The following is a 19250-nucleotide window of genomic DNA, read 5'->3' as shown; positions in this document are numbered from 1 at the left end:
TCCTATCGATTGGCGGATGTGCGCCGCTATCCCATTCTGTCGTCCCGCTCGATATCTCCATGACCGACGACACTTCCCAGGTGGCCGTGTTGAGCGACCATTCGCGGCACCCCGTGTTGCTGCGTGGCGTCGACCAGAGGCCCGTGTCCGCGATCCGCATTCCGAATGCATTCCGGGACACGATCTACCTGCTGTCGCCGGGCCCGCATGTCCTGTGGATAAGCAGCGTGCCCTACGGACACCCTCTCCTGCCCCAGACTATCCGCTGCTATGTTCTGAGCGCACGTTTCGAACGAGGTGCACGCTATGTCCTCGAAGAGGATCCCGACAACGCGCGCGTTCGGATGCTGCACGAGGGATCAGATTTGCCGGTGGCATCCGGCCAACGGGTGGACAAGGCTCCCGTATTCCTGAGGGATTGCAGATGGGAGTAAGACCCGGCACAGGACGCGGGCGTGAGCGGCACCCGGCCTCGAAATACGCGCTTGCCAAGGATGGAACATGGCCTACGCTTCCAGATGATCCGCGACAGGCATGCCGCTTGCCGGCCGCGGACACTTACCCTGTATTTCCCCCGGAGGAACTGACATGAAAGCCAGGTTATTGGTATGTGCCCTCGTTTCCAGCCTTGCATCCTGGAGCGCCATCGCCGACATGGTGGTCCCGATGCACAGCGTGAACGAACAAGGTATCGGCCCGTCGGTCGGCCAGGTCACCGTCTCGGAATCCCGCTACGGCCTGGTGTTCACGCCCGATCTCAAGGGTCTGGCGCCCGGCCTGCATGGATTCCATGTACACCAGAATCCCGATTGCGGTCCGAAGGAAAAGGATGGAAAAGCGGTTGCCGCACTTGCCGCAGGCGGGCATTACGACCCTGAAAAGACCAATCGCCATGGCACCCCCTGGGGTGATGGGCATTTGGGCGACCTGCCGCCGCTCTACGTCGACCCGAACGGCAGCGCAACCCAGCCAGTGCTCGCCCCGCGCCTGAAAATGGTGGACCTGAAAGGACGTTCACTGATGATCCATGCCGGCGGCGACAACCACGCCGACCATCCGGCCCCGCTGGGCGGCGGCGGCGCACGCGTGGTGTGCGGCATCACGCCATAGGGCCTGCGGATGGATATCCGCGTCAAGCGGGTCTACGACCCCCCCTCCGCTGAAGACGGCATGCGGGTCCTGGTCGACCGGCTGTGGCCGCGCGGGCTTGCCCGGGACAAAGCCCGCATCGACCTGTGGCTCAAGGAACTGGCCCCCAGTACGGAACTGCGCAAATGGTTCAATCACGAGCCAGCGAAGTGGGATGAATTCCAGCGTCGCTACCTGCAGGAATTGCAGCAGCAGCCCGCAGCGCTGACACATGCGGTCGAGGCCCTTGGAGCCGGGCCGGTGACCCTGCTGTTCGCGGCACGGGAAGAACGGTTCAACGATGCCGTCGCACTGAGGGCATTCCTGCTTTCCCGGCGTTGACCGATCGGCAGCCGGCGGGGATCCCGCGCAACACTCTGCACTAGAACCCCCCCCCTCGGCAACCGCTTCACGGCGCGTTCTTTTTTCCGATCCTCTGGCCTTGACCGTGTTCGCGCGCACGCTTCGGCGGCGGGGTCGCGCCAGGATCGCGGTTTCCTGCGCGCTCGAACACGCAGGCCAGCCTGCCGGCCACGTGCCGATTTTTTCGCAACGATGATCCTTTGTCATGGCGATGTCATCTGTGAATCCAACAATCCGGGCAGCAATTTCGATTGCCGACCCGGCGTCTTTCAAATCCAGTCGTTGTGATGAACGGGACGTCGCCCTCCTCATGACCACCGGAGAATCAAACCGTGCGAAAACTCATTCTTCCCCTGATGCTGAGCGCCAGCGTGTTTGGAGCCACCACAGCCCAGGCCCATTCGTTCCACGACAAGGCATCCCATGATGCACGTGGCACGCTCGCCATTGCAGTATTCGGCGACTCGCCTTACGGCACCAAGGATGCCGACACGGCCCAGTTCGATGCCACCCCGGCGTTCATCAAGACGATCAATGACGATCGCGATGTTTCGCTGGTTCTCAACGTCGGCGACATTCATTCCGGCAAGCAAACCTGCTCCCAGGCCTACGACCAGTCGATCTACGATCTCTGGACCGCCTTCCAGTCGCCCGTGGTGTACACCCCCGGCGACAACGAATGGACCGACTGCCACAAGAGCAAGGAAGGCGGTCTCGACCCGCTCGCAAACCTGGGATACGTCCGCGACATCTTCTTTGCCACGCCCGGCAATGCCATCGCCGTCGACAAGCCGCTGCTCTCGCAGGCCCAGGCCTACGATGCGAACTATCCGACTGACGCCGAATACGTCGAGAATGTGATGTGGGAGCAGTCCGGTGTCGTGTTCGTGACCCTGAACGTTCCGGGCGGCTCGAACAACGATGAAGACAACTGGTTCGGCCTCGACCGCACGCAAGCGCAGACCGACGAGATCCTCAAGCGCACCAGCGCCGACCTGCGCTGGCTCGACAAGGCCTTCGCCACCGCCAGGACGAATCACGCCCGGGCCGTGGTGATCCAGATCCAGGCCGACATGTGGGATCTCGACGGGCATGATCTGAAGGACCTGCACATCGCCAACTACCGGCAGTTCATCGACAGCATCGCGCTGCACACGACCGCATTCGGCAAGCCGGTTCTGCTTTTGAACGGCGACTCCCACGGCTATCGTTCGGACAACCCGCTGGTCAAGGGTGCGCCCTGCGCCGCCGAGAGTGGCGCCCTGGAAACGGCCTGCAGCGATGACGCCTATGACAGCCATCCCAACGGCTACGACGTGAAGAACTTCCACCGCATCGTGGTGCATGGCAGCGTCGCCCCGATGGAATGGGTCAAGCTCATGGTCAAGCCGGGCGACAGCGATGGCCGCGCCAGCGCGAACAGCTTCGGACCATTCAGCTGGAAGCGCATGGTCCAGACGTTGCCGCCGGCACCGTAAGCCGGCCCGGTCTATCCGTGCGCGACCGTCGTTGCGTTGCGCAGGGATAGCTGCCAGCCTCGAACCTCGCCGCCCGGTTCGACCCCGAAGTTCATGGTTGCGGGACGTTCCACTTCCACTCCCGAATTTCCGGCATGTCCTCGCCGTACCTGTCGATGTACTGCTTGTGCCCGATCAGCTTGTCCTTGAGCTGCTGCTTCAGGTAGACACCCTTGTCGCCAGTCTGTGGCAGGCGATCGATGGCATCCATCACGAGGTGGAAGCGATCCAGGTCGTTCAGCACCGTCATGTCGAAAGGCGTGGTGATAGTGCCTTCTTCCTTGTAGCCACGGACGTGGAAGTTGGCGTGATTGGTACGGCGGTAGGTGAGCCGGTGGATCAGCCACGGGTAGCCGTGGAAAGCGAAGATCACCGGCTTGTCGCGGGTGAACAACTCGTCGAAATCCGTGTCGCTCAGGCCATGCGGATGCTCGGCCTGCGGCTGCAGCTTCATGAGGTCGACGACGTTCACCACCCGGATTTTCAGCTCGGGCAGATGCTCGCGCAGGATGGAGACGGCGGCCAGCGTTTCCAGCGTAGGCACGTCGCCGCAGCAGGCCATCACCACGTCGGGCGCAACGGCCTGATCGTTGCTGGCCCATTGCCAGATGCCGACGCCCTGGGTGCAATGCTTGACGGCCGCGTCCATAGTCAGCCACTGTGGCGCCTGGTACTTGCCTGCAATCACGACATTGACGTAATGACGGCTGCGCAGGCAATGGTCCGAGACCGAGAGCAGGCAGTTGGCATCCGGCGGCAGATAGACACGCACGATGGCGGCTTTCTTGTTGACAACATGGTCGATGAAACCCGGATCCTGGTGGGTGAAACCATTGTGCATCTGCTGCCAGACATGGGACGCAAGCAGGTAGTTCAGCGACGCGATTTTCCGCCGCCACGGCAGGCCTGCCGTGACCTTCAGCCACTTGGCATGCTGGTTGAACATCGAGTCGACGATATGGATGAACGATTCGTAGCTGTTGAACATCCCGTGTCGGCCCGTGAGCAGGTATCCCTCCAGCCAGCCCTGGCACTGATGCTCGCTCAACATCTCCATGACCCGGCCCTCGTGGGTTAGGAATTCGTCGTTGGCCTGCGTGCGGGCGTCCCATTGCCGGCTGGTGACTTCGAAGACGGCGTTCAGCCGGTTGGACAGCGTTTCGTCGGGGCCGAAGATGCGGAAATTGCGCTGCGTCTGGTTGAGCTTGATGACGTCGCGCAGGAAGACGCCGAGTTCGTGCGTGTCGGCCGCCGTCACCGCTCCGGGAGATGGCACGTTCACCGCGTAGTCCCGGAAGTCCGGCATCGCCAGGTCGCGCAGCAGCATGCCGCCGTTGGCATGGGGATTCGCCCCCATGCGCCGCTCGCCCGTTGGCGCCAGTTCGGCCAGTTCGGGCTTCAGCCGTCCCCGCGCATCGAAGAGTTCTTCCGGACGATAGCTTCTCAGCCAGTCTTCCAGCAGCCTGAGGTGCCCGGGATGCTCGGCATCTACCGCGATCGGCACCTGATGCGCACGGAAGGTGTCCTCGTTTTTCAGCCCGTCGACCATCTTCGGCCCTGTCCAGCCTTTGGGCGATTTGAGCACGATCATCGGCCAGCGCGGGCGCATGGTGTTGCCGTTGACGCGCGCATCGTGCTGGATGCGTCGGATCTCCTCCATCGCGATGTCGAGCGTCGTCGCCATGGCCTCGTGCATCCGTGCCGGTTCATCCCCCTCGACGTAATAGGGCGTCCAGCCGCAGCCACGGAAGAACTGTTCCAGTTCCTCCGGCTCGATGCGGGCGAAAATAGTGGGGTTGGCGATCTTGTAGCCATTGAGATGCAGGATGGGCAGGACGGCGCCATCGGTGATCGGGTCGAGGAACTTGTTCGAATGCCATGCGGTGGCCAGTGGCCCCGTCTCCGCCTCGCCGTCCCCGACGACGCAGGCGACGACAAGATCGGGATTGTCGAACACCGCCCCGAAGGAATGGCTGAGCGAATAGCCCAGTTCGCCGCCTTCGTGGATCGAGCCCGGGCATTCCGGCGAGACGTGGCTGGGGATGCCGCCGGGAAACGAGAATTGCCGGAAGAGCCGTTGAAGGCCGGCTTCGTCCTGGCTGATGTCGGGGTAGATCTCGCTGTACGTGCCCTCGAGATAGGTATTGCCCACGAGGGCCGGGCCGCCGTGCCCGGGGCCGGACACATAGATCATGTCGAGGTCGTACTTCTTGATGATCCGGTTCAGGTGCGTGTAGATGAAGTTCTGGCCCGGCGTCGTGCCCCAGTGTCCCAGCAGCATGCGCTTCACGTCGCCCATCGCCAGCGGCCGTCTCAGCAGCGGGTTGTCGTAGAGATAGATCTGGCCGACCGCGAGATAGTTCGCCGCACGCCAATAGGCATCCATCCTGTGCAGCAGATCCGGCGAAAGGGTGTCCGACGTGTCATTCATGTTGGCTCCTTCTTATGCATCAAGGTCGAGGACGCGGCAGGCCGATCGGGCAATCATCCGCTCTTCGTCGGTCCGGATGACGCGAACCCGTGCCCGGCTGGCGTCCGTGGAAACCACATCCGCGTGCGCTGCGTTGCGCGTCGCATCCAGCTCGATGCCGAGGAAGCCGAGTCCCTCGCCTATGCGCGCGCGAACGGCCGGCGCGTTTTCGCCGATGCCGCCGGCGAAGACCAGCATGTCGAGGCCGCCCAGCGCGGCGGCATGGGCGCCGATCTGCTTCTTCGCCTGATAGCAGAACAGCGCCACCGCCTCCGCCGCGCGGACATCGTCCGCTTCGCGCGCGAGCAGGTCCTGCATGTCGGCGCTGGTCTCCGATACGCCGAGCAATCCCGATTCATGGTTGACCATATGGTGGAATTGCTTCGCCGTCATGTCCTCGGTACGCGCCAGATACCAAGCCAGCCCGGGGTCCAGGTCACCACTGCGGGTACTCATCGGCAGACCCGCCGTCGGCGTGAAGCTCATGCTCGTGTCGATGCTTTTTCCTTCACGCACGGCCGTCACGCTCGCACCATTGCCGAGATGGGCCAGGATCACTCGTCCCTGCGCCGATTGAGCGCCCTCCAGCCGCGCAAGTTCTTCCATGAGGTAGGCGCAGGAGAGGCCGTGAAAGCCGTAGCGCCGGACACCCTGCGCATCGTAGCGCCGCGGGATCGGCAGCAGGCGGGCCACGCGCGGCAGGTCATGGTGGAAGGCGGTATCGAAGCAGGCGATCTGCGGAACGTCCGGAAAACGGCGATGGAAAGCCTCGGTCAGAAGAATCTCTTCAGGCAGATGCTCGGGGTCGAACGGGCTCAACTGATGCAGGGTTTCGATCATCGCCGGCGTGATCCGCTGCGCTTCCCAGTACGCGGGCCCGCCATGCACCACGCGGTGACCGATGGCGGACAGCGCCCCGCCTGCGATCCGTTCCTCGATCCAATCCATCAACACGCCGACCGCCGCCGTATGATCCGGCGCGGACACGGAACGCGAAAAGGCATCGGCACGATCCGTCCCCTGCACCGTAAACGTGGCGGCCGGCATGCCAATCCGCTCGACCCTGCCCTGCAGAACCCGATGCAGCGACGTTCCCGTGTCGAACAAGGCGAATTTGATGCTGGACGAACCACCATTGACCGAGAGGACGAAGGCTTTTTCAGGTGTCAGCATAGTTCGAATTCCCCGGGTGGGAGGGTGTCATCCTCGCGTCGCGAGGATGACACCGGCGCGTGGCTCGACCCGATAGGTCCCGAGCGCATCCAGACGCGGTGCCATGCCCAGCGAAGCGATATCCTCGGGCGCCGGACGATGCGTATCCACCACCCGATGCCAGTGCCGATTATCCGGCGCCGTGGGCACGCGAAAATCGACATGCTCGCTGCCGGCGTTGAACATGAGGAACAGGCTGTCATGCGCGTCTTCATGTATCCGGCAAGCCAGCTGTTTGGCCGACGGCTCGAACCAGTCGGGCACCTTGCCGTCCGGACCGAACCACTGGATCTCCGCTTCCGTATAGAACTGTTCCCGGCTCAAGACCGGATGCGCTCGGCGAAAGGCGAGCATCTCGTTCACAAAACGGTGGAGCTCCCGGTTCCGTTCGAGCAGGTGCCAGTCAACCCAGCTCGTCTCGTTGTCCTGGCACCAGGCATTGTTGTTGCCGCTCTGGGTGCGACGAAACTCATCCCCGCCCAGCAGCATCGGCACGCCGCGCGAGATCAACAGCGTCAGCAGGAAGTTCCTGATCTGGCGGCTGCGCATCGCCTCGATCGCAGGATCCGTCGACTCGCCTTCGATGCCGCAAGGGTCGCTGAAGTTGGCATCGGTCCCGTCCTGGTTGTCCTCGCCGTTCGCCGCGTTGTGCTTGGCGCGATAGCTCACCAAGTCGTTCAGGGTGAAGCCGTCGTGGCAGGTGATGAAATTGATGCTGGCCTCGGGACCCTTGCCCGACTGGGCATAGATGTCGGCGCTGCCGCAGAGGCGGCTGGCGAACAGGCCGCGCATCCCGTCATCGCCGCGCCAGAAGCGCCGGACGTCGTCCCGGTAGCGGCCATTCCATTCTGCCCAGCGTCGTTCGGAAAAACTGCCCACTTCATAGGCGCCGGCGGCGTCCCACGCCTCGGCGATGAGCTTCACGTCGCGCAGGATCGGATCCTCGGCGATCCGTTCGAGCAGCGGCGCGCTGGCCAGCAGTCTGCCCATGCCGTCACGGCCGAGAATCGACGCCAGGTCGAAGCGGAACCCGTCCACGTGCATCTCCACCACCCAGTGGCGCAAGGCTCCCAGGATGTGATCCCGCACCACGGGATGATTGGCGTTGATGGTGTTGCCGGTGCCCGCGTAGTTCCTGTAATGGCGCAGGTCCGGCGTCAGCATGTAGAAGATCGCGTTGTCGATCCCGCGAAAACTCAAGGTCGGCCCCAGCTCGTTGCCTTCCGCCGTGTGGTTGAAGACGACATCCAGGATCACTTCGATCCCGGCCTGATGCAGCGCCCTCACCATCTCCTTGAATTCCAGCGTCTGCTGGCCCTGGCCGCCCGCACTGCTGTAGGCGGCCTTCGGCGCCAGGAAAGCCACGGGATCGTAGCCCCAGTAGTTTCTGAGCGGCGCGCCCGTTTGCGGATTGCTGACCGGAAGCTGCCATTCGTTGAATTCGTGCACCGGCATCAACTCCACCGCCGTCACGCCCAGCTCCTTCAGATAAGGGATCTTTTCCATCAAGCCGCGGTAGGTGCCGGGATGCGCGACGCCGGCACTGGGATGGACAGTGAATCCCCGGATATGCATTTCGTAGATCACGGTCTTCGACCAGGGATGTCTGGGCGGCAGGTCGTCCTGCCAGTGGAACGGCTCGTGGATGAACACGCATTTCGGCATGGCGCCGGCATCGTCCAGCGGGGAGCGCGTCCGGTCCGGTTCGGAGGACGCCGAGTCATATCCGCGCGCCGACCCGAAGTCCCAGTGAGGATGCCCGGTGATCGCCGTCGCAAAGGGGTCCAGAAGCAGCTTGTTGACATTGAAACGGTGGCCTTCCCAGGGCCGGTATGGACCATCCACCCGGTAGGCATACAACTGGCCCGTCCGTATCCCCTGCACCCAGACATGCCAGACGTCGCCGGTGCGGTTGCGTGCCGGATCCAGGTCGATGGCCCGGGCCGGCGCGGTGTCATGCGCCCGATCGAACAGCTCCAGCCGAACACGGCTGGCATGACGGCTGAACAGGGCGAAGTTCACGCCCCCTTCGGATTCGTGGGCGCCCAGGGGCAAAGGCACGCCCCGCCGTATGTCGGTGCGCTCGGACACCTCGGTGGCATAGTCGTGCAGCGGGCGTTCGGAATCGCTCACGATCGTATGGCCTCAACGTTGCCAGAGGATATGCGCATCTTCCAGCGGCACCGCCAGGCGGTCGTGGTACGGAATGAGGCGCGCCGTGTAGTCTGTCGCCGGGCGGGTTGCCGGGACCGCGGCATGATACGCATAGCCGTTGGCCGCCCCCACCAGTTGCCGCACCCGCTGCATCGCCACCCGCTCGGAGGGCGCACCGTCCATCCCGTTGGCATACAGTTCGACCCGAACCGCATCGGGATCGACGTCGTCGAGATACAGCTGGATCTCGAACACGTGTTGTCCGTCCGCACTGTCCAGTTTCACTTCGCCGAACCGCAGGGCCGCCCAATCCTGCTCCAGCGTGTGCCGCATTTTCACCAGCTGCGCACCGAGCGCGCCCTGTCCGGCGGCGCGGGCGAGATAGGCCGAGGCGGCCGGGAGATAATGTTGCTCGGTGTATTCGCGTACCGCGCGGTTGGCGGAGTAGCGCGGCGTCAATTGCGCCATGCTTTCCCGCATCCGCGCCACCCAGGCGCCAGGAATGCCCTGCTCGTCGCGCGTGTAGAATTCGGGGATCACTTCGCGCTCGAGCAGGTCGTAGAGTGCTTCGGCTTCGGCTGCGTCCCAGGCCGGGTCGTCATCATGTTCCCGTCCATCCCCCAGCGCCCATCCCACTTCCGGCGTGTAGGCTTCGGCCCACCAGCCGTCCAGTTCCGACAGATTGATGCCGCCATTGACCAGCACCTTCATGCCGCTCGTTCCGCACGCTTCCCAGGGGCGGCGCGGTGTGTTGAGCCAGACGTCCACGCCCTGTACCAGGTGCTCGGTCAGATGCATGTCGTAGTCGCTGAGGAAGATCACGTGCGGGCGTGCTGCCGGGCGGCGGATGAAATGGATCCATTGCTGGATCAGGGCCTGTCCCGTCAGGTCGGCGGGATGGGCCTTGCCGGCGATGATGAGTTGCACCGGGCGTTGCGGATTGGCCAGCAGGCGCAGCAGGCGTTCCGGATCGTGGAGCAGCAGGTTCGGCCGTTTGTAGCTGGCGAAACGGCGGGCAAAACCCAGCGTCAGGGTATTGCAGTCGAACAGGTGTTTCGCCTCGGCGATGGCTTCGGGCAGCGCGCCGGATGCCGTAAGCTGCCGGGACAGGCGTTCGCGCGCGTAGTCGACCAGGGACGCGCTGGCGGCCGTGCGGAATTCCCAGAGCCTGGCGTCGGACACGCAGCGCATGTCCTGCTCCAGGGTGCCCGATCCATCCAGCCAGCGAGCCTTGCCGCAGGCTTCCGTCCACAGCATGTCGGCCGCGGCCGAGTCCCAGGTCGGCATATGGACGCCGTTGGTCACGTGGCCGACGGGCACTTCGTCCACGGGCCAGCGCGGAAAGAGCGGCGCGAACAGATGTCGGCTCACCCGGCCGTGCAGGCTGCTGACGCCGTTCACTGCGCCACTTCCGCGAATCGCCAGGTACGCCATGTTGAAAGGTTCCGACGCGTCGTTCGGGTTCTGCCGGCCGAGGGCCAGCAAATCATGGCGCGCGATGCCGAGCTTCTGCTCGGCGTATCCACCGAGATATTGCTCGATCAGGGCCGGCGCGAAACGGTCGAATCCGGCTGCGACCGCCGTGTGGGTGGTGAAGAGATTTCCTGCGCGGGTGACGGCGAGCGCGACTTCGAATGGCTGCCCGTTCGCCTGCATGAAGCTGCAGGCGCGTTCCAGTACGGCAAAGGCCGCATGCCCTTCGTTCTGATGACAGATTTCCGGCTGGATGCCGAGCGCCTGGAGCAGCCGCCAGCCGCCGATCCCCAACAGCATTTCCTGCTTGAGCCGCAACTCGGGGCCGCCGCCGTATAGCTCGCTCGTGATGCCGCGATGCGCGGGATAGTTCGCGGCGTCGTTGCTGTCGAGCAGGTAAAGCCTCACGCGGCCGACCTGGACCTGCCAGGCCCGCAGCCAGACCGAGTATCCGGGTAGCGCGATCTCCAGCCGTAGCCACTCTCCATCCGGTTTGCGCAGGGGCGTGATGGGCAGTTGTCCGGGATCGTTGTAGGGAAACCGGGCCTGCTGCATGCCGTCCTTGTCGATCTCCTGGCGAAAATAGCCTTGCTGGTAGAGCAGCCCCACGCCGATGACCGGAATGCCCAGATCGCTGGCCGCCTTGAGTTGATCACCCGCCACGTTGCCGAGCCCGCCCGAATAAATGGGCAAAGCTTCGCTCAACATGTATTCCATGCTGAAGTAGGCGACACAGTTGAGTTGCGCGTGCGGGTGAGTCTGCTGAAACCACGCCGGCGCCTCGCCGGCATTCCGTCGCGTCTGCACGAGCTCGTCAAGATTCTTGCGGAAAGTGGGATCGGCCAGCACGCCCTGCAATTTCTCGCGCGACACCGTCTGCAACACAACCCAGGGATTCCGCGTCAGCGCCCAGAGCTCGGGATCCAGCTTTCTCCAGACAGAGTCGGTGGCGTGGTTCCACGACGAACGCATATCCAGGGCCAGTTCGGCCAGGGAGTCGAACCCCTCGATATCCGTGGGAAGCAGAAATTCCTTCGGATGGCCGGATGGGGTGGGGTCATTCATGCTCGCTCCTTATCAATCGATATCGCCTCGCCATGTCTTCTCGCCCTATACAACAGGAGACGCCTGTTCTTCAGCTCGTTTCGCGGCGCCGCCATGATCGGCGCCCAGCATCATGTACATGGCCGGTACCACGAACAGGGTGAACAGCGTGCCGATCGCCAGCCCGGTCGCAATGACCAGGCCCATGTTGAAGCGGCTCACCGCACCCGCGCCGCTGGCAGTGATCAAGGGCATCACGCCGAACACCATGGCCGCGGTAGTCATCAGGATCGGCCGCAGGCGCAGGCCCGCGGCATGCTTGATGGCGTCGAGCTTGTTCTGCCCTTCACGCTGCAGGTTGTTGGCGAACTCCACGATCAGGATGCCATGCTTGGAGATCAGGCCGATCAGGGTGACCAGACCCACTTCAGTGTAGATGTTCAGCGTGGCATGGCCGATGCCGAGGTTGATGAACAGGAGCGCGCCCGAGATGGCCATGGGGACCGACACCAGGATGATGATGGGATCGCGGAAGCTCTCGAACTGTGCGGCCAGCGCCAGGAAGATGATCACCAGGGCGAAGAAGAAGGTCAGCACCAGGCCGCCCGACTCCTGGACGAACTGGCGGGAAGGGCCGGCGTAGTCGAAGGTGTAGCCGGCGGGCAGCGTGCGCAGGGCCAGCCGTTTCAAGCTGTCCAGCGCCTGCCCCTGGGCCACGAAGGGCAGAGCCACGCCCTGGATGGTGGCCGAGTTGGCCTGCTGGAAATGGCTGATCGTTTCGGGCTGCACCACGGTGTTGAAATGCACCACGGTGGACAGCGGCACCATGCTGCCGCTTGCGGTACGCAGGTAGTAGTGCATGAGCTGATCCGGATTCAGGCGGTAGCGCTGGTCGACCTGGGGGATGACCTTGTAGGCGCGCCCGTCCAGTTCGAAGAAATTCACGTAGCCGCCGCCCAGCATGGCCGACAGCGCCGAGCCGATGTCCTGCATGTTCAGGCCCAGCTGCGCGGCCATGTTGCGGTCGATCTCGATGCGGGTCTGCGGCAGGTCGAGACGCAGGTCGGACTGCAGGAAAATGAATTGCCCGGTCTTCTGCGCCTCCTGCAGAAACTGCTGCGATACCGCGTAGAGCTTGTCGAACGACTCCGAGGTGGTGATGACGAACTGGATCGGCACGCCACGGGCGCCCGGCAGGGGCGGCGGCTGAAACACCGCGATCTGCGAGCCGGCGATCTGGCTCAGTTTCTTCTGCAATGCAGGCTGCAAATCCGTGGCGGTCTGGGTACGCGCATCCCAGGGTTTGAGCACCATGCCGCCGATGACCTGGGCGGGCGAATTGACCTGGAAGACATGGTCGGTTTCCGGGAAGCCCTTGAACACGTCGTAGATCTGGCTGGCGTAGAGCTGCCGCTGATCGATGGTGGCCGTGGGATTGTTGAAGGCGATGCTGATCAGCACGCCCTGGTCTTCCTGCGGCGCCAGCTCCGACATCGAGGTCGAATACAGATAAAAGATGGAGCCGAGGATGATGGCCGACATCACTGCCGTGACCGGCAGGTGATTGAGCGAGCCTTGAAGCAGCCGCTCGTAGCGTGCGTGCAGGCGCTCGAAGCTGCGGTCGAGGAACAGCACCAGCCGGTCCTGCCAGTTGCGGCTCTGCGGATTGGGCGCTTTCAGCAGGCGCGAGCACATCATCGGCGACAAGGTCAGCGCAATCACCGCCGACATGACAACCGTCCCCACCAGGGTGAAGGCGAACTCGGTGAACAACGCGCCCGTCAGCCCGCCCATGAAGCCGATGGGGACGTAGACCGCCACCAGCACGATGGTCATCGCGATGATGGGATTGGCCAGCTCGCGCGCGGCACGCAAGGCTGCGTCCATCCGCGACATGCCGTTCTCGAGATGGCGGCTGACGTTTTCCACGACGATGATGGCGTCGTCGACCACCAGGCCGATGGCCAGCACGATCGCCAGCAGCGTGAGCAGGTTGATGGAATAGCCCAGCGCCAGCATCACGGTGAACGTCCCCACGATGGACAGAGGGATGGCGACCAGCGGGATGATCACCGAGCGCAGCGAGCCGAGGAAGATGAATACGACCGCCGTGACGATGAGCACGGCCTCCACCAGCGTCTTGATCACTTCGTTGATCGAGGAATCCACGAACTTGGTCGAGTCGTAGATGATGCCGCCCTGCAGCCCGGTCGGCAGTTGCGACTGGATGTCGGGCATGACCTTGCGCACGCGGGCGATGACGTCGAGCAGATTGGCGCCCGGCGCGACCTGGATGCCGACGAACACCGACGACTTGCCGTCGAAGGCGACCGCAGTGTCGTAATCGTCGGCGCCCAGGGAGACATTGGCCACGTCCGTCAGCCGGACGACCTGTCCGTCGACCGTCTTCACGATCAGGTTCTTGAACCCGTCGAGCGAGTTCAGGTTGGTATTGGCCGCCAGGTTGACCTGCACCATCTGGCCCTTGGCATTGCCCGTGGAAGAGAGGTAGTTGTTGGCGGCCAGGGCCGAATACACGTCGGATGCCGTCAGGCCGTGGGCGGCGAGTTTCTGCGGGTCGAGCCAGGCGCGCAGGGCGAAGTTCTTCGCGCCCAGTATCTCGGCGGTCTGTACGCCGTCCACGGCCTGCAGCCTGGGCTGCACCGCGCGGTTGATGTAGTCGGTGATCTGGTTGGGCTTGAGCACGTCGCTGTTGAATCCGATGTACATCGCGTCGATGGTCTGGCCGATGCTCACCGACAGGACAGGCGTCTGGGATTGCGGCGGCAGCTGGTTGAGCACCGAGTTGACCTTGGCGGTAATCTCGGTGAGCGCCTTGTCGGGCGCATAGTTCAGCCGCAGGTTGACGGTGATGGTGCTCATTCCCTGCACGCTGCTCGACGTCATGTAGTCGATGCCGTTGGCCTGGGCGATGGCGTTTTCCAGCGGCGTGGCGATGAAGCTCGCCACCAGGTTGGCGTCGGCCCCCGGATAGACCGTGGTGACCGTGACCACGGCGTTTTGCGTGTAGGGATACTGCAGCACCGGCAGCAAGCCGATCGAACGCAGCCCGAGCACCAGGATCACCAAGCTGACCACGGTGGCCAGCACCGGGCGCCTGATGAAGATATCCGTGAATTTCGTGTTCATCGCGGCGGCCTTCAGGGGGTGGGCACGTTCGGATTCGGATTGTTCGAAGGCTGGACGCTGTTGTTCACCATGACAGGAGAGCCGTTGCGCAGCTTCAGCTGACCGGCGGTCACCACGGTTTCGCCCGCCTTCAGGCCCTTGAGGATGGCGACCTGGTCGCCGCGCGTCGGCCCGGTCGAGATGAAGCGCTGCTCCGCCGTCAGCCCGGACTTGCCGTTCGCGCCCTTGCCATGATCCGTCACGATGAACACGGTGGCGCCATAGGGGTTGTAGGTGATGGCGGCGTTGGGCAGGGTGACGTATTGCGCAGGCTGGCCCTGGCCGATGCGCACTGTGGCGAACGCACCCGGCAGCAAGGTATTGCGGGGATTGGGCACGCGGGCGCGCACCTTGAGATTGCGCGTGGCGGTATCGATCTGCGGCTCGATCGCGGTCACGGTGCCATTGAAGGCCTGGCCCGGCACCGCGCTGGTCTCGACCTGGGCCTTCATGCCCACGCGGACCAGATCGATCTGGCTTTGCGGCACGGTGAAATCGACTTCCATCGGGTCGAGCTTCTGCAGCGTGACCACAGTCGCGCCCGGCCCCAGATACTGGCCCAGGTTCACCTGGCGGATACCGAGCTGGCCGGAGAACGGCGCGCTGATCGTCTTCTGCGCGATCAACGCTTTTTGTGCCGCCACCTGGGCTTGTGCGCTCTTGAGTGTGGCCTTGTCGGTATCCACCACCGACTGGCTGATGGCCTGCACTGCAAGCTGCGCCTCGTCGCGCTTGAGCGTGGTCGCGGCCAGTGCCGCCTGGGCTTCGAATTGGGCCAGTTGGGCCATCAGTGGCTCACGGTTGAGTTCAACCAGAGGCTGGCCGGTACGTACCCTCTGGCCCGAATCGAAATGAATGGCCGTGACCTGCCCACTGACTTCGGCACTCAAGGCCGCCTGCTGGCTCGCGCTGAAACTGCCCAATGCCTCGACGGTCGGTTGCCAGGTGCTCGTCTGCGCGACCGTCGTCGAAACCGTCTGCGGCGGGTTGGCCTGGCCCTTGATCGCCTTGCCGATCATGGTGTTCTTGAAACTCTGGAACGCCACCACGCCGCCCACGATCACGCCGGCGAGAATGAGCATGATGATCATGCGCTTGGTTGTACCTTGGGTCATCGCATACTCCGTTGTGCGGTTTGCCTGAGAGGAATCGATTTGCAGGTAGCGGCCGTCAAGGGATCGTGGCAGAGGTCACAGCAGGAGTCGCCGCTGCTGCCGCCTTTGGCGTGTCAAGCACCCCGCCCCCCATGGCCTGGTACAAGGCCGCGCTGTCGGCCAGACGGGCGGCCTGTGCGGCGATCAGGCCGATGCGGGTCTGTTGCGCCTGCTGCTGGGCCGTGAGGAGCTGCAGGTAACTCGCCGCCCCCAGGCGGTATTGCTGCCGTACCAGATCGAGCGACGCCTGCGCCGAGGTGTCGGCTGCAGCCTGCGCCTGCAGGGCCTGGGCATCGTTGTCCAATTGGCGCAAGGTATCGGCCACATTGCGCAACGCCTCCAGCACGGTCTGCTGATAGTTGGCGCCCGCCGCCTGTAAACTGGCTTCGGCGGCGTTCGCACCGGCTTTCAGACCGGCGTTGAACAGCGGCTGGGCGAGTTGCCCGGCCAGCGTCCAGATCATCGATCCGGGACCGAACAGCGCGCCGGTGGTCAAGGCTTGCGTGCCCAGGCTGGCGCTGAGATCGATTTGCGGATAGAGATTGGCCACAGCCACGCCGTACTGGGCCGTGGCCGCATGCAGCAAGGCGGTGGACGCCTGGATGTCGGGCCGCTCGCGCACCAGATCCGACGGCACCACCACCGGCAGGCGCTCGGGCAGGGTGAAATCGGCCAGGGTGAAACGCGGAATGTCGGCCGCGCCCGGCGCACGGGCTGTCAGCACGGCCAGCAGATGGTCGGCCTGCTCCAGCTTGTTGCGCAGGGGCGGCAGGCTGGCGCGGGTCTGTTCCACCTGGGTTTGCAGGGCCAGCACATCCGTCCTGGCGGTAGCGCCCAGTTCGAAGCGCTTGCGGGCGATGTCGAGTTGGTCTTGCTGGGCCTGCAGGATGGCTTCGGTGGCCGCGATCTGCTCGCCCAGCTGGGCCTGTCCGAAGACCGTGGTCACGATGTTGCCCGCCAGGACCAGGCGCGCGCCTGCCAGTTGGTAGGCCTGATAGTCGGCCTGCGCCGCGAGCGCTTCGAGCGCACGGCGGTTGCCGCCGAACAGGTCGAGGTTGTAGTTGATGACAACCCCGGCGTTGTACAGGCTGTAGAGCGTCTGCTGGTTTCCGCTCTCGCCGCGGCCGGCCGCGTTGGCCTGGTTACGGCTGGCGCCGAGTCTGGCGTTGACGGTCGGATACAGGGTGGAGCCGGCCTGCGCCGCATGGAGTTGCCGGGCTTGGCGCAGCGTGGCCTCGGCAGCGGCCAGGGTGAAGCTGTCATGCAGCGCCTGCTTCACCAGATCGTCGAGTCGGGGCGAGCCGAAGGCCGTCCACCACTCGGGCGCCACGGCCTCGCCCATCACGACACGTTGTGGCGGCGCCTCTCGCGTGTAGCGGGCGACCGCGGGGGCATCCGGCGTCTTGAAATCGGGGCCCACCGCAGCACAGCCCGCCACCATCGCGGTAAGGGCCAGCCACCCGACATAGCGCTGCGGCAACAGGTTGAAAGACGGCATCGATCGTACCCGGTTGATTGGCTTGGCCAGCCTGGACCGCGACGCCTTCATCATCTCTCGATGAAGGACGCTGCCAGGAATGGCTGATGGAGCGGTGCGCGCAGGATTTGGTTCAATCTACACCCAGGCCAGGGGTTCCTTCATTGTTGCGAAGCGGCGGCCAATGCATCGCTGACGATGGCCTGGGCCTCGACCTGGATACGGTGCAGATGATCCATGCCGCGGAAACTTTCCGCATAGATCTTGTAGATGTCCTCGGTACCGGAGGGGCGCGCCGCGAACCACCCGTTCTCGGCAATCACCTTGAGGCCGCCGATCGATGCACCGTTGCCCGGCGCCTGGGTGAGGATGGTCTGGATGGGCTCGCCGGCCAGTTCGGCAGACCGGACCTGCCGGGGCGAGAGTTGGGCGAGCTTCTGTTTCTGCTCCGCTGTCGCCGGCGCCTCGATGCGGTCGTAGACCGGCTCGCCGAACTCGCGCGTCAGTTCGCGATAGAGTTCGCCGGGGTCGCGCCCCATGCGGGCGGTGATCTCCGCCGACAGCAAGGCCGGCACCATGCCGTCCTTGTCCGTGGTCCAGACGCTGCCATCCTGCCGGACGAACGAGGCGCCCGCACTCTCCTCTCCGCCGAAGCCCAGCGAGCCGTCGTACAGGCCATCCACAAACCATTTGAAACCGACCGGCACTTCGACCAGCGTGCGGCCGAGCTTCGCGGCGACGCGATCGATCATCTGGCTGCTGACGACGGTCTTGCCGACTGCCGCCTCCCTGCGCCAGTGCGGCCGGTGCTGGAACAGGTAATGAATGGCCACCGAAAGATAATGATTGGGCGGCAGCAGACCCGCGTTACGGGTGACGATTCCGTGCCGGTCATGATCGGTGTCGCAGGCAAAGGCAATGTCGAAGCGATCCTTCAGGCCGATCAGGCTCTGCATGGCATAGGGCGAGGATGGATCCATCCGTATGCGGCCATCCCAGTCGACTGTCATGAAACGGAAGGTCGGATCGACAGTATCGTTCACGATCGCGAGATTCAATCCATAGCGCTCGGCGATCGGGCCCCAGTAATGCACACCGGCCCCACCCAGCGGATCCACGCCCAGGCTGATACCCGCGCCGCGAATCGCCTCCATGTCGAGCACGCTGCCAAGATCGCCGACATAGGCCGTGACAAAATCATGTCGATGCGTGGTCGCCGCGCGGCGGGCCTGCTCGAGCGGGATTCGTTTCACACCCTTGAGGCCGCTTTCCAGCAGCGCATTGGCACGGGCTTCCATCCATCCCGTGACATCCTTGTCCGCCGGCCCGCCGTTGGGCGGGTTGTACTTGAAGCCGCCGCTGTCGGGCGGGTTGTGTGAAGGCGTGATGACGATCCCGTCCGCCAATCCTTTGTCGCGGCCGCGGTTGTAGGTGAGGATCGCGTGGGAGATCACCGGAGTGGGCGTGTAGTCGTCCTTGTCCGCGAGCATGACTTCCACGCCATTGGCCGCCAGCACTTCGAGCGCACTGGCAAATGCCGGTTCCGACAGCGCATGCGTGTCGATGCCCAGAAACAGCGGGCCATCGATGCTCTGCTGCATGCGGTAATCGCAAATGGCCTGGCTGATGGCCAGCACATGCCATTCGTTGAAACTGTTCTCGAATGCGGAACCGCGATGCCCCGAGGTACCGAATGCGACCCGTTGCGCAGGCACCGCAGGGTCGGGCCGGTTGCTGTAATAAGCCGTGACGAGTCTGGGCACGTTGACCAGAATGGCAGGCTGGGCGGGCTTCCCTGCAAGTGGGCTTGTTTCCATTGCTTACCTCTTGTACGACGCATGAAATCGTCCAGGCTTTCCTGGGCGCGCTCGAGCCGCGCGGCCATCCCGTTCAGGAACCGGCCGGCCAGCCCGCATTGTCGCAGCGTCCCCGGGGGACATGCCGAAAACCGGCCATCCCATTGTGCCATGCCTCGCTGCCTCCCCCATTCGGATTGGCCGGCACACCCGTGCTTCACTGCCATTGAAGACAGCGCCCCGTCATCCAAAGTTCAGGGGCCCGGATTTTTC

General features: G+C 64.0%; 12 protein-coding genes. 4 read left to right on the top strand and 8 right to left on the bottom strand.

Going from position 1 to position 19250, the window contains the following annotated elements; translation table 11 throughout:
* Window positions 1-59: 59 nt before the first annotated feature.
* The 4 genes from B058_RS0108300 to B058_RS0108285 all read left to right on the top strand — a co-directional run bounded on the left by B058_RS0108300 (window position 60) and on the right by B058_RS0108285 (window position 2969).
* Complete coding sequence (locus B058_RS0108300; protein WP_018508012.1) at window positions 60-434, top strand: hypothetical protein; 375 nt, start codon at window positions 60-62, stop codon at window positions 432-434.
* Between the two features lie 154 nt (window positions 435-588).
* On the top strand, window positions 589-1110 hold the full coding sequence (gene sodC / locus B058_RS0108295) for a superoxide dismutase family protein (protein ID WP_026240752.1): 522 nt from the start codon (window positions 589-591) through the stop codon (window positions 1108-1110).
* Between the two features lie 9 nt (window positions 1111-1119).
* Window positions 1120-1470, top strand: a complete 351-nt coding sequence (locus tag B058_RS0108290) for a DUF488 domain-containing protein (protein WP_018508010.1) — start codon at window positions 1120-1122, stop codon at window positions 1468-1470.
* A gap of 353 nt (window positions 1471-1823) precedes the next feature.
* A complete protein-coding gene (locus B058_RS0108285) occupies window positions 1824-2969 on the top strand; it encodes a metallophosphoesterase (RefSeq protein WP_157265695.1) in 1146 nt (381 codons plus the stop codon).
* 91 nt (window positions 2970-3060) lie between these two features.
* Here B058_RS0108285 and B058_RS0108280 read toward each other — a convergent pair whose 3' ends face one another.
* The 8 genes from B058_RS0108280 to pgm form a co-directional block, all read right to left on the bottom strand.
* The gene (locus tag B058_RS0108280; protein ID WP_018508007.1) at window positions 3061-5439 is read right to left on the bottom strand and encodes a phosphoketolase family protein; all 2379 of its coding nucleotides are present in this window, start codon (window positions 5437-5439) and stop codon (window positions 3061-3063) included.
* Between the two features lie 12 nt (window positions 5440-5451).
* A complete protein-coding gene (locus tag B058_RS0108275) occupies window positions 5452-6651 on the bottom strand; it encodes an acetate/propionate family kinase (protein WP_018508006.1) in 1200 nt (399 codons plus the stop codon).
* A gap of 27 nt (window positions 6652-6678) precedes the next feature.
* On the bottom strand, window positions 6679-8823 hold the full coding sequence (glgX, locus tag B058_RS0108270; RefSeq protein WP_018508005.1) for a glycogen debranching protein GlgX: 2145 nt from the start codon (window positions 8821-8823) through the stop codon (window positions 6679-6681).
* Between the two features lie 12 nt (window positions 8824-8835).
* A complete protein-coding gene (glgP, locus tag B058_RS0108265; protein ID WP_018508004.1) occupies window positions 8836-11382 on the bottom strand; it encodes an alpha-glucan family phosphorylase in 2547 nt (848 codons plus the stop codon).
* A 45-nt stretch (window positions 11383-11427) separates the two neighbouring features.
* Window positions 11428-14511 (bottom strand): efflux RND transporter permease subunit, encoded by a 3084-nt coding sequence (locus B058_RS0108260; protein ID WP_018508003.1) that lies wholly within the window; start codon window positions 14509-14511, stop codon window positions 11428-11430.
* Between the two features lie 11 nt (window positions 14512-14522).
* A complete protein-coding gene (locus B058_RS0108255) occupies window positions 14523-15665 on the bottom strand; it encodes an efflux RND transporter periplasmic adaptor subunit (protein WP_018508002.1) in 1143 nt (380 codons plus the stop codon).
* Between the two features lie 55 nt (window positions 15666-15720).
* A complete protein-coding gene (locus tag B058_RS0108250; protein ID WP_051082072.1) occupies window positions 15721-17202 on the bottom strand; it encodes an efflux transporter outer membrane subunit in 1482 nt (493 codons plus the stop codon).
* Between the two features lie 140 nt (window positions 17203-17342).
* Complete coding sequence (pgm, locus tag B058_RS0108245) at window positions 17343-18998, bottom strand: phosphoglucomutase (alpha-D-glucose-1,6-bisphosphate-dependent) (protein WP_018508000.1); 1656 nt, start codon at window positions 18996-18998, stop codon at window positions 17343-17345.
* Between the last annotated feature and the right edge of the window lie 252 nt (window positions 18999-19250).

This window comes from Thiobacillus thioparus DSM 505 (assembly GCF_000373385.1).
In the GTDB taxonomy this organism is placed as follows: Bacteria; Pseudomonadota; Gammaproteobacteria; order Burkholderiales; family Thiobacillaceae; genus Thiobacillus; species Thiobacillus thioparus.
The sequence above is the reverse complement of the archived record's forward strand: the minus strand, read 5'-3'. Positions and strand labels throughout refer to the sequence as shown.

Excerpts from the sequence above, each read along its gene's own strand:
- B058_RS0108275 (WP_018508006.1), bottom strand. The coding sequence starts at position 6,651 with ATGCTGACACCTGAAAAAGCCTTCGTCCTCTCGGTCAATGGTGGTTCG.
- B058_RS0108250 (WP_051082072.1), bottom strand. The coding sequence starts at position 17,202 with ATGCCGTCTTTCAACCTGTTGCCGCAGCGCTATGTCGGGTGGCTGGCC.
- sodC (WP_026240752.1), top strand. The coding sequence starts at position 589 with ATGAAAGCCAGGTTATTGGTATGTGCCCTCGTTTCCAGCCTTGCATCC.
- glgP (WP_018508004.1), bottom strand. The coding sequence starts at position 11,382 with ATGAATGACCCCACCCCATCCGGCCATCCGAAGGAATTTCTGCTTCCC.
- pgm (WP_018508000.1), bottom strand. The coding sequence starts at position 18,998 with ATGGAAACAAGCCCACTTGCAGGGAAGCCCGCCCAGCCTGCCATTCTG.
- B058_RS0108300 (WP_018508012.1), top strand. The coding sequence starts at position 60 with ATGACCGACGACACTTCCCAGGTGGCCGTGTTGAGCGACCATTCGCGG.
- B058_RS0108280 (WP_018508007.1), bottom strand. The coding sequence starts at position 5,439 with ATGAATGACACGTCGGACACCCTTTCGCCGGATCTGCTGCACAGGATG.
- B058_RS0108290 (WP_018508010.1), top strand. The coding sequence starts at position 1,120 with ATGGATATCCGCGTCAAGCGGGTCTACGACCCCCCCTCCGCTGAAGAC.
- B058_RS0108260 (WP_018508003.1), bottom strand. The coding sequence starts at position 14,511 with ATGAACACGAAATTCACGGATATCTTCATCAGGCGCCCGGTGCTGGCC.
- B058_RS0108255 (WP_018508002.1), bottom strand. The coding sequence starts at position 15,665 with ATGACCCAAGGTACAACCAAGCGCATGATCATCATGCTCATTCTCGCC.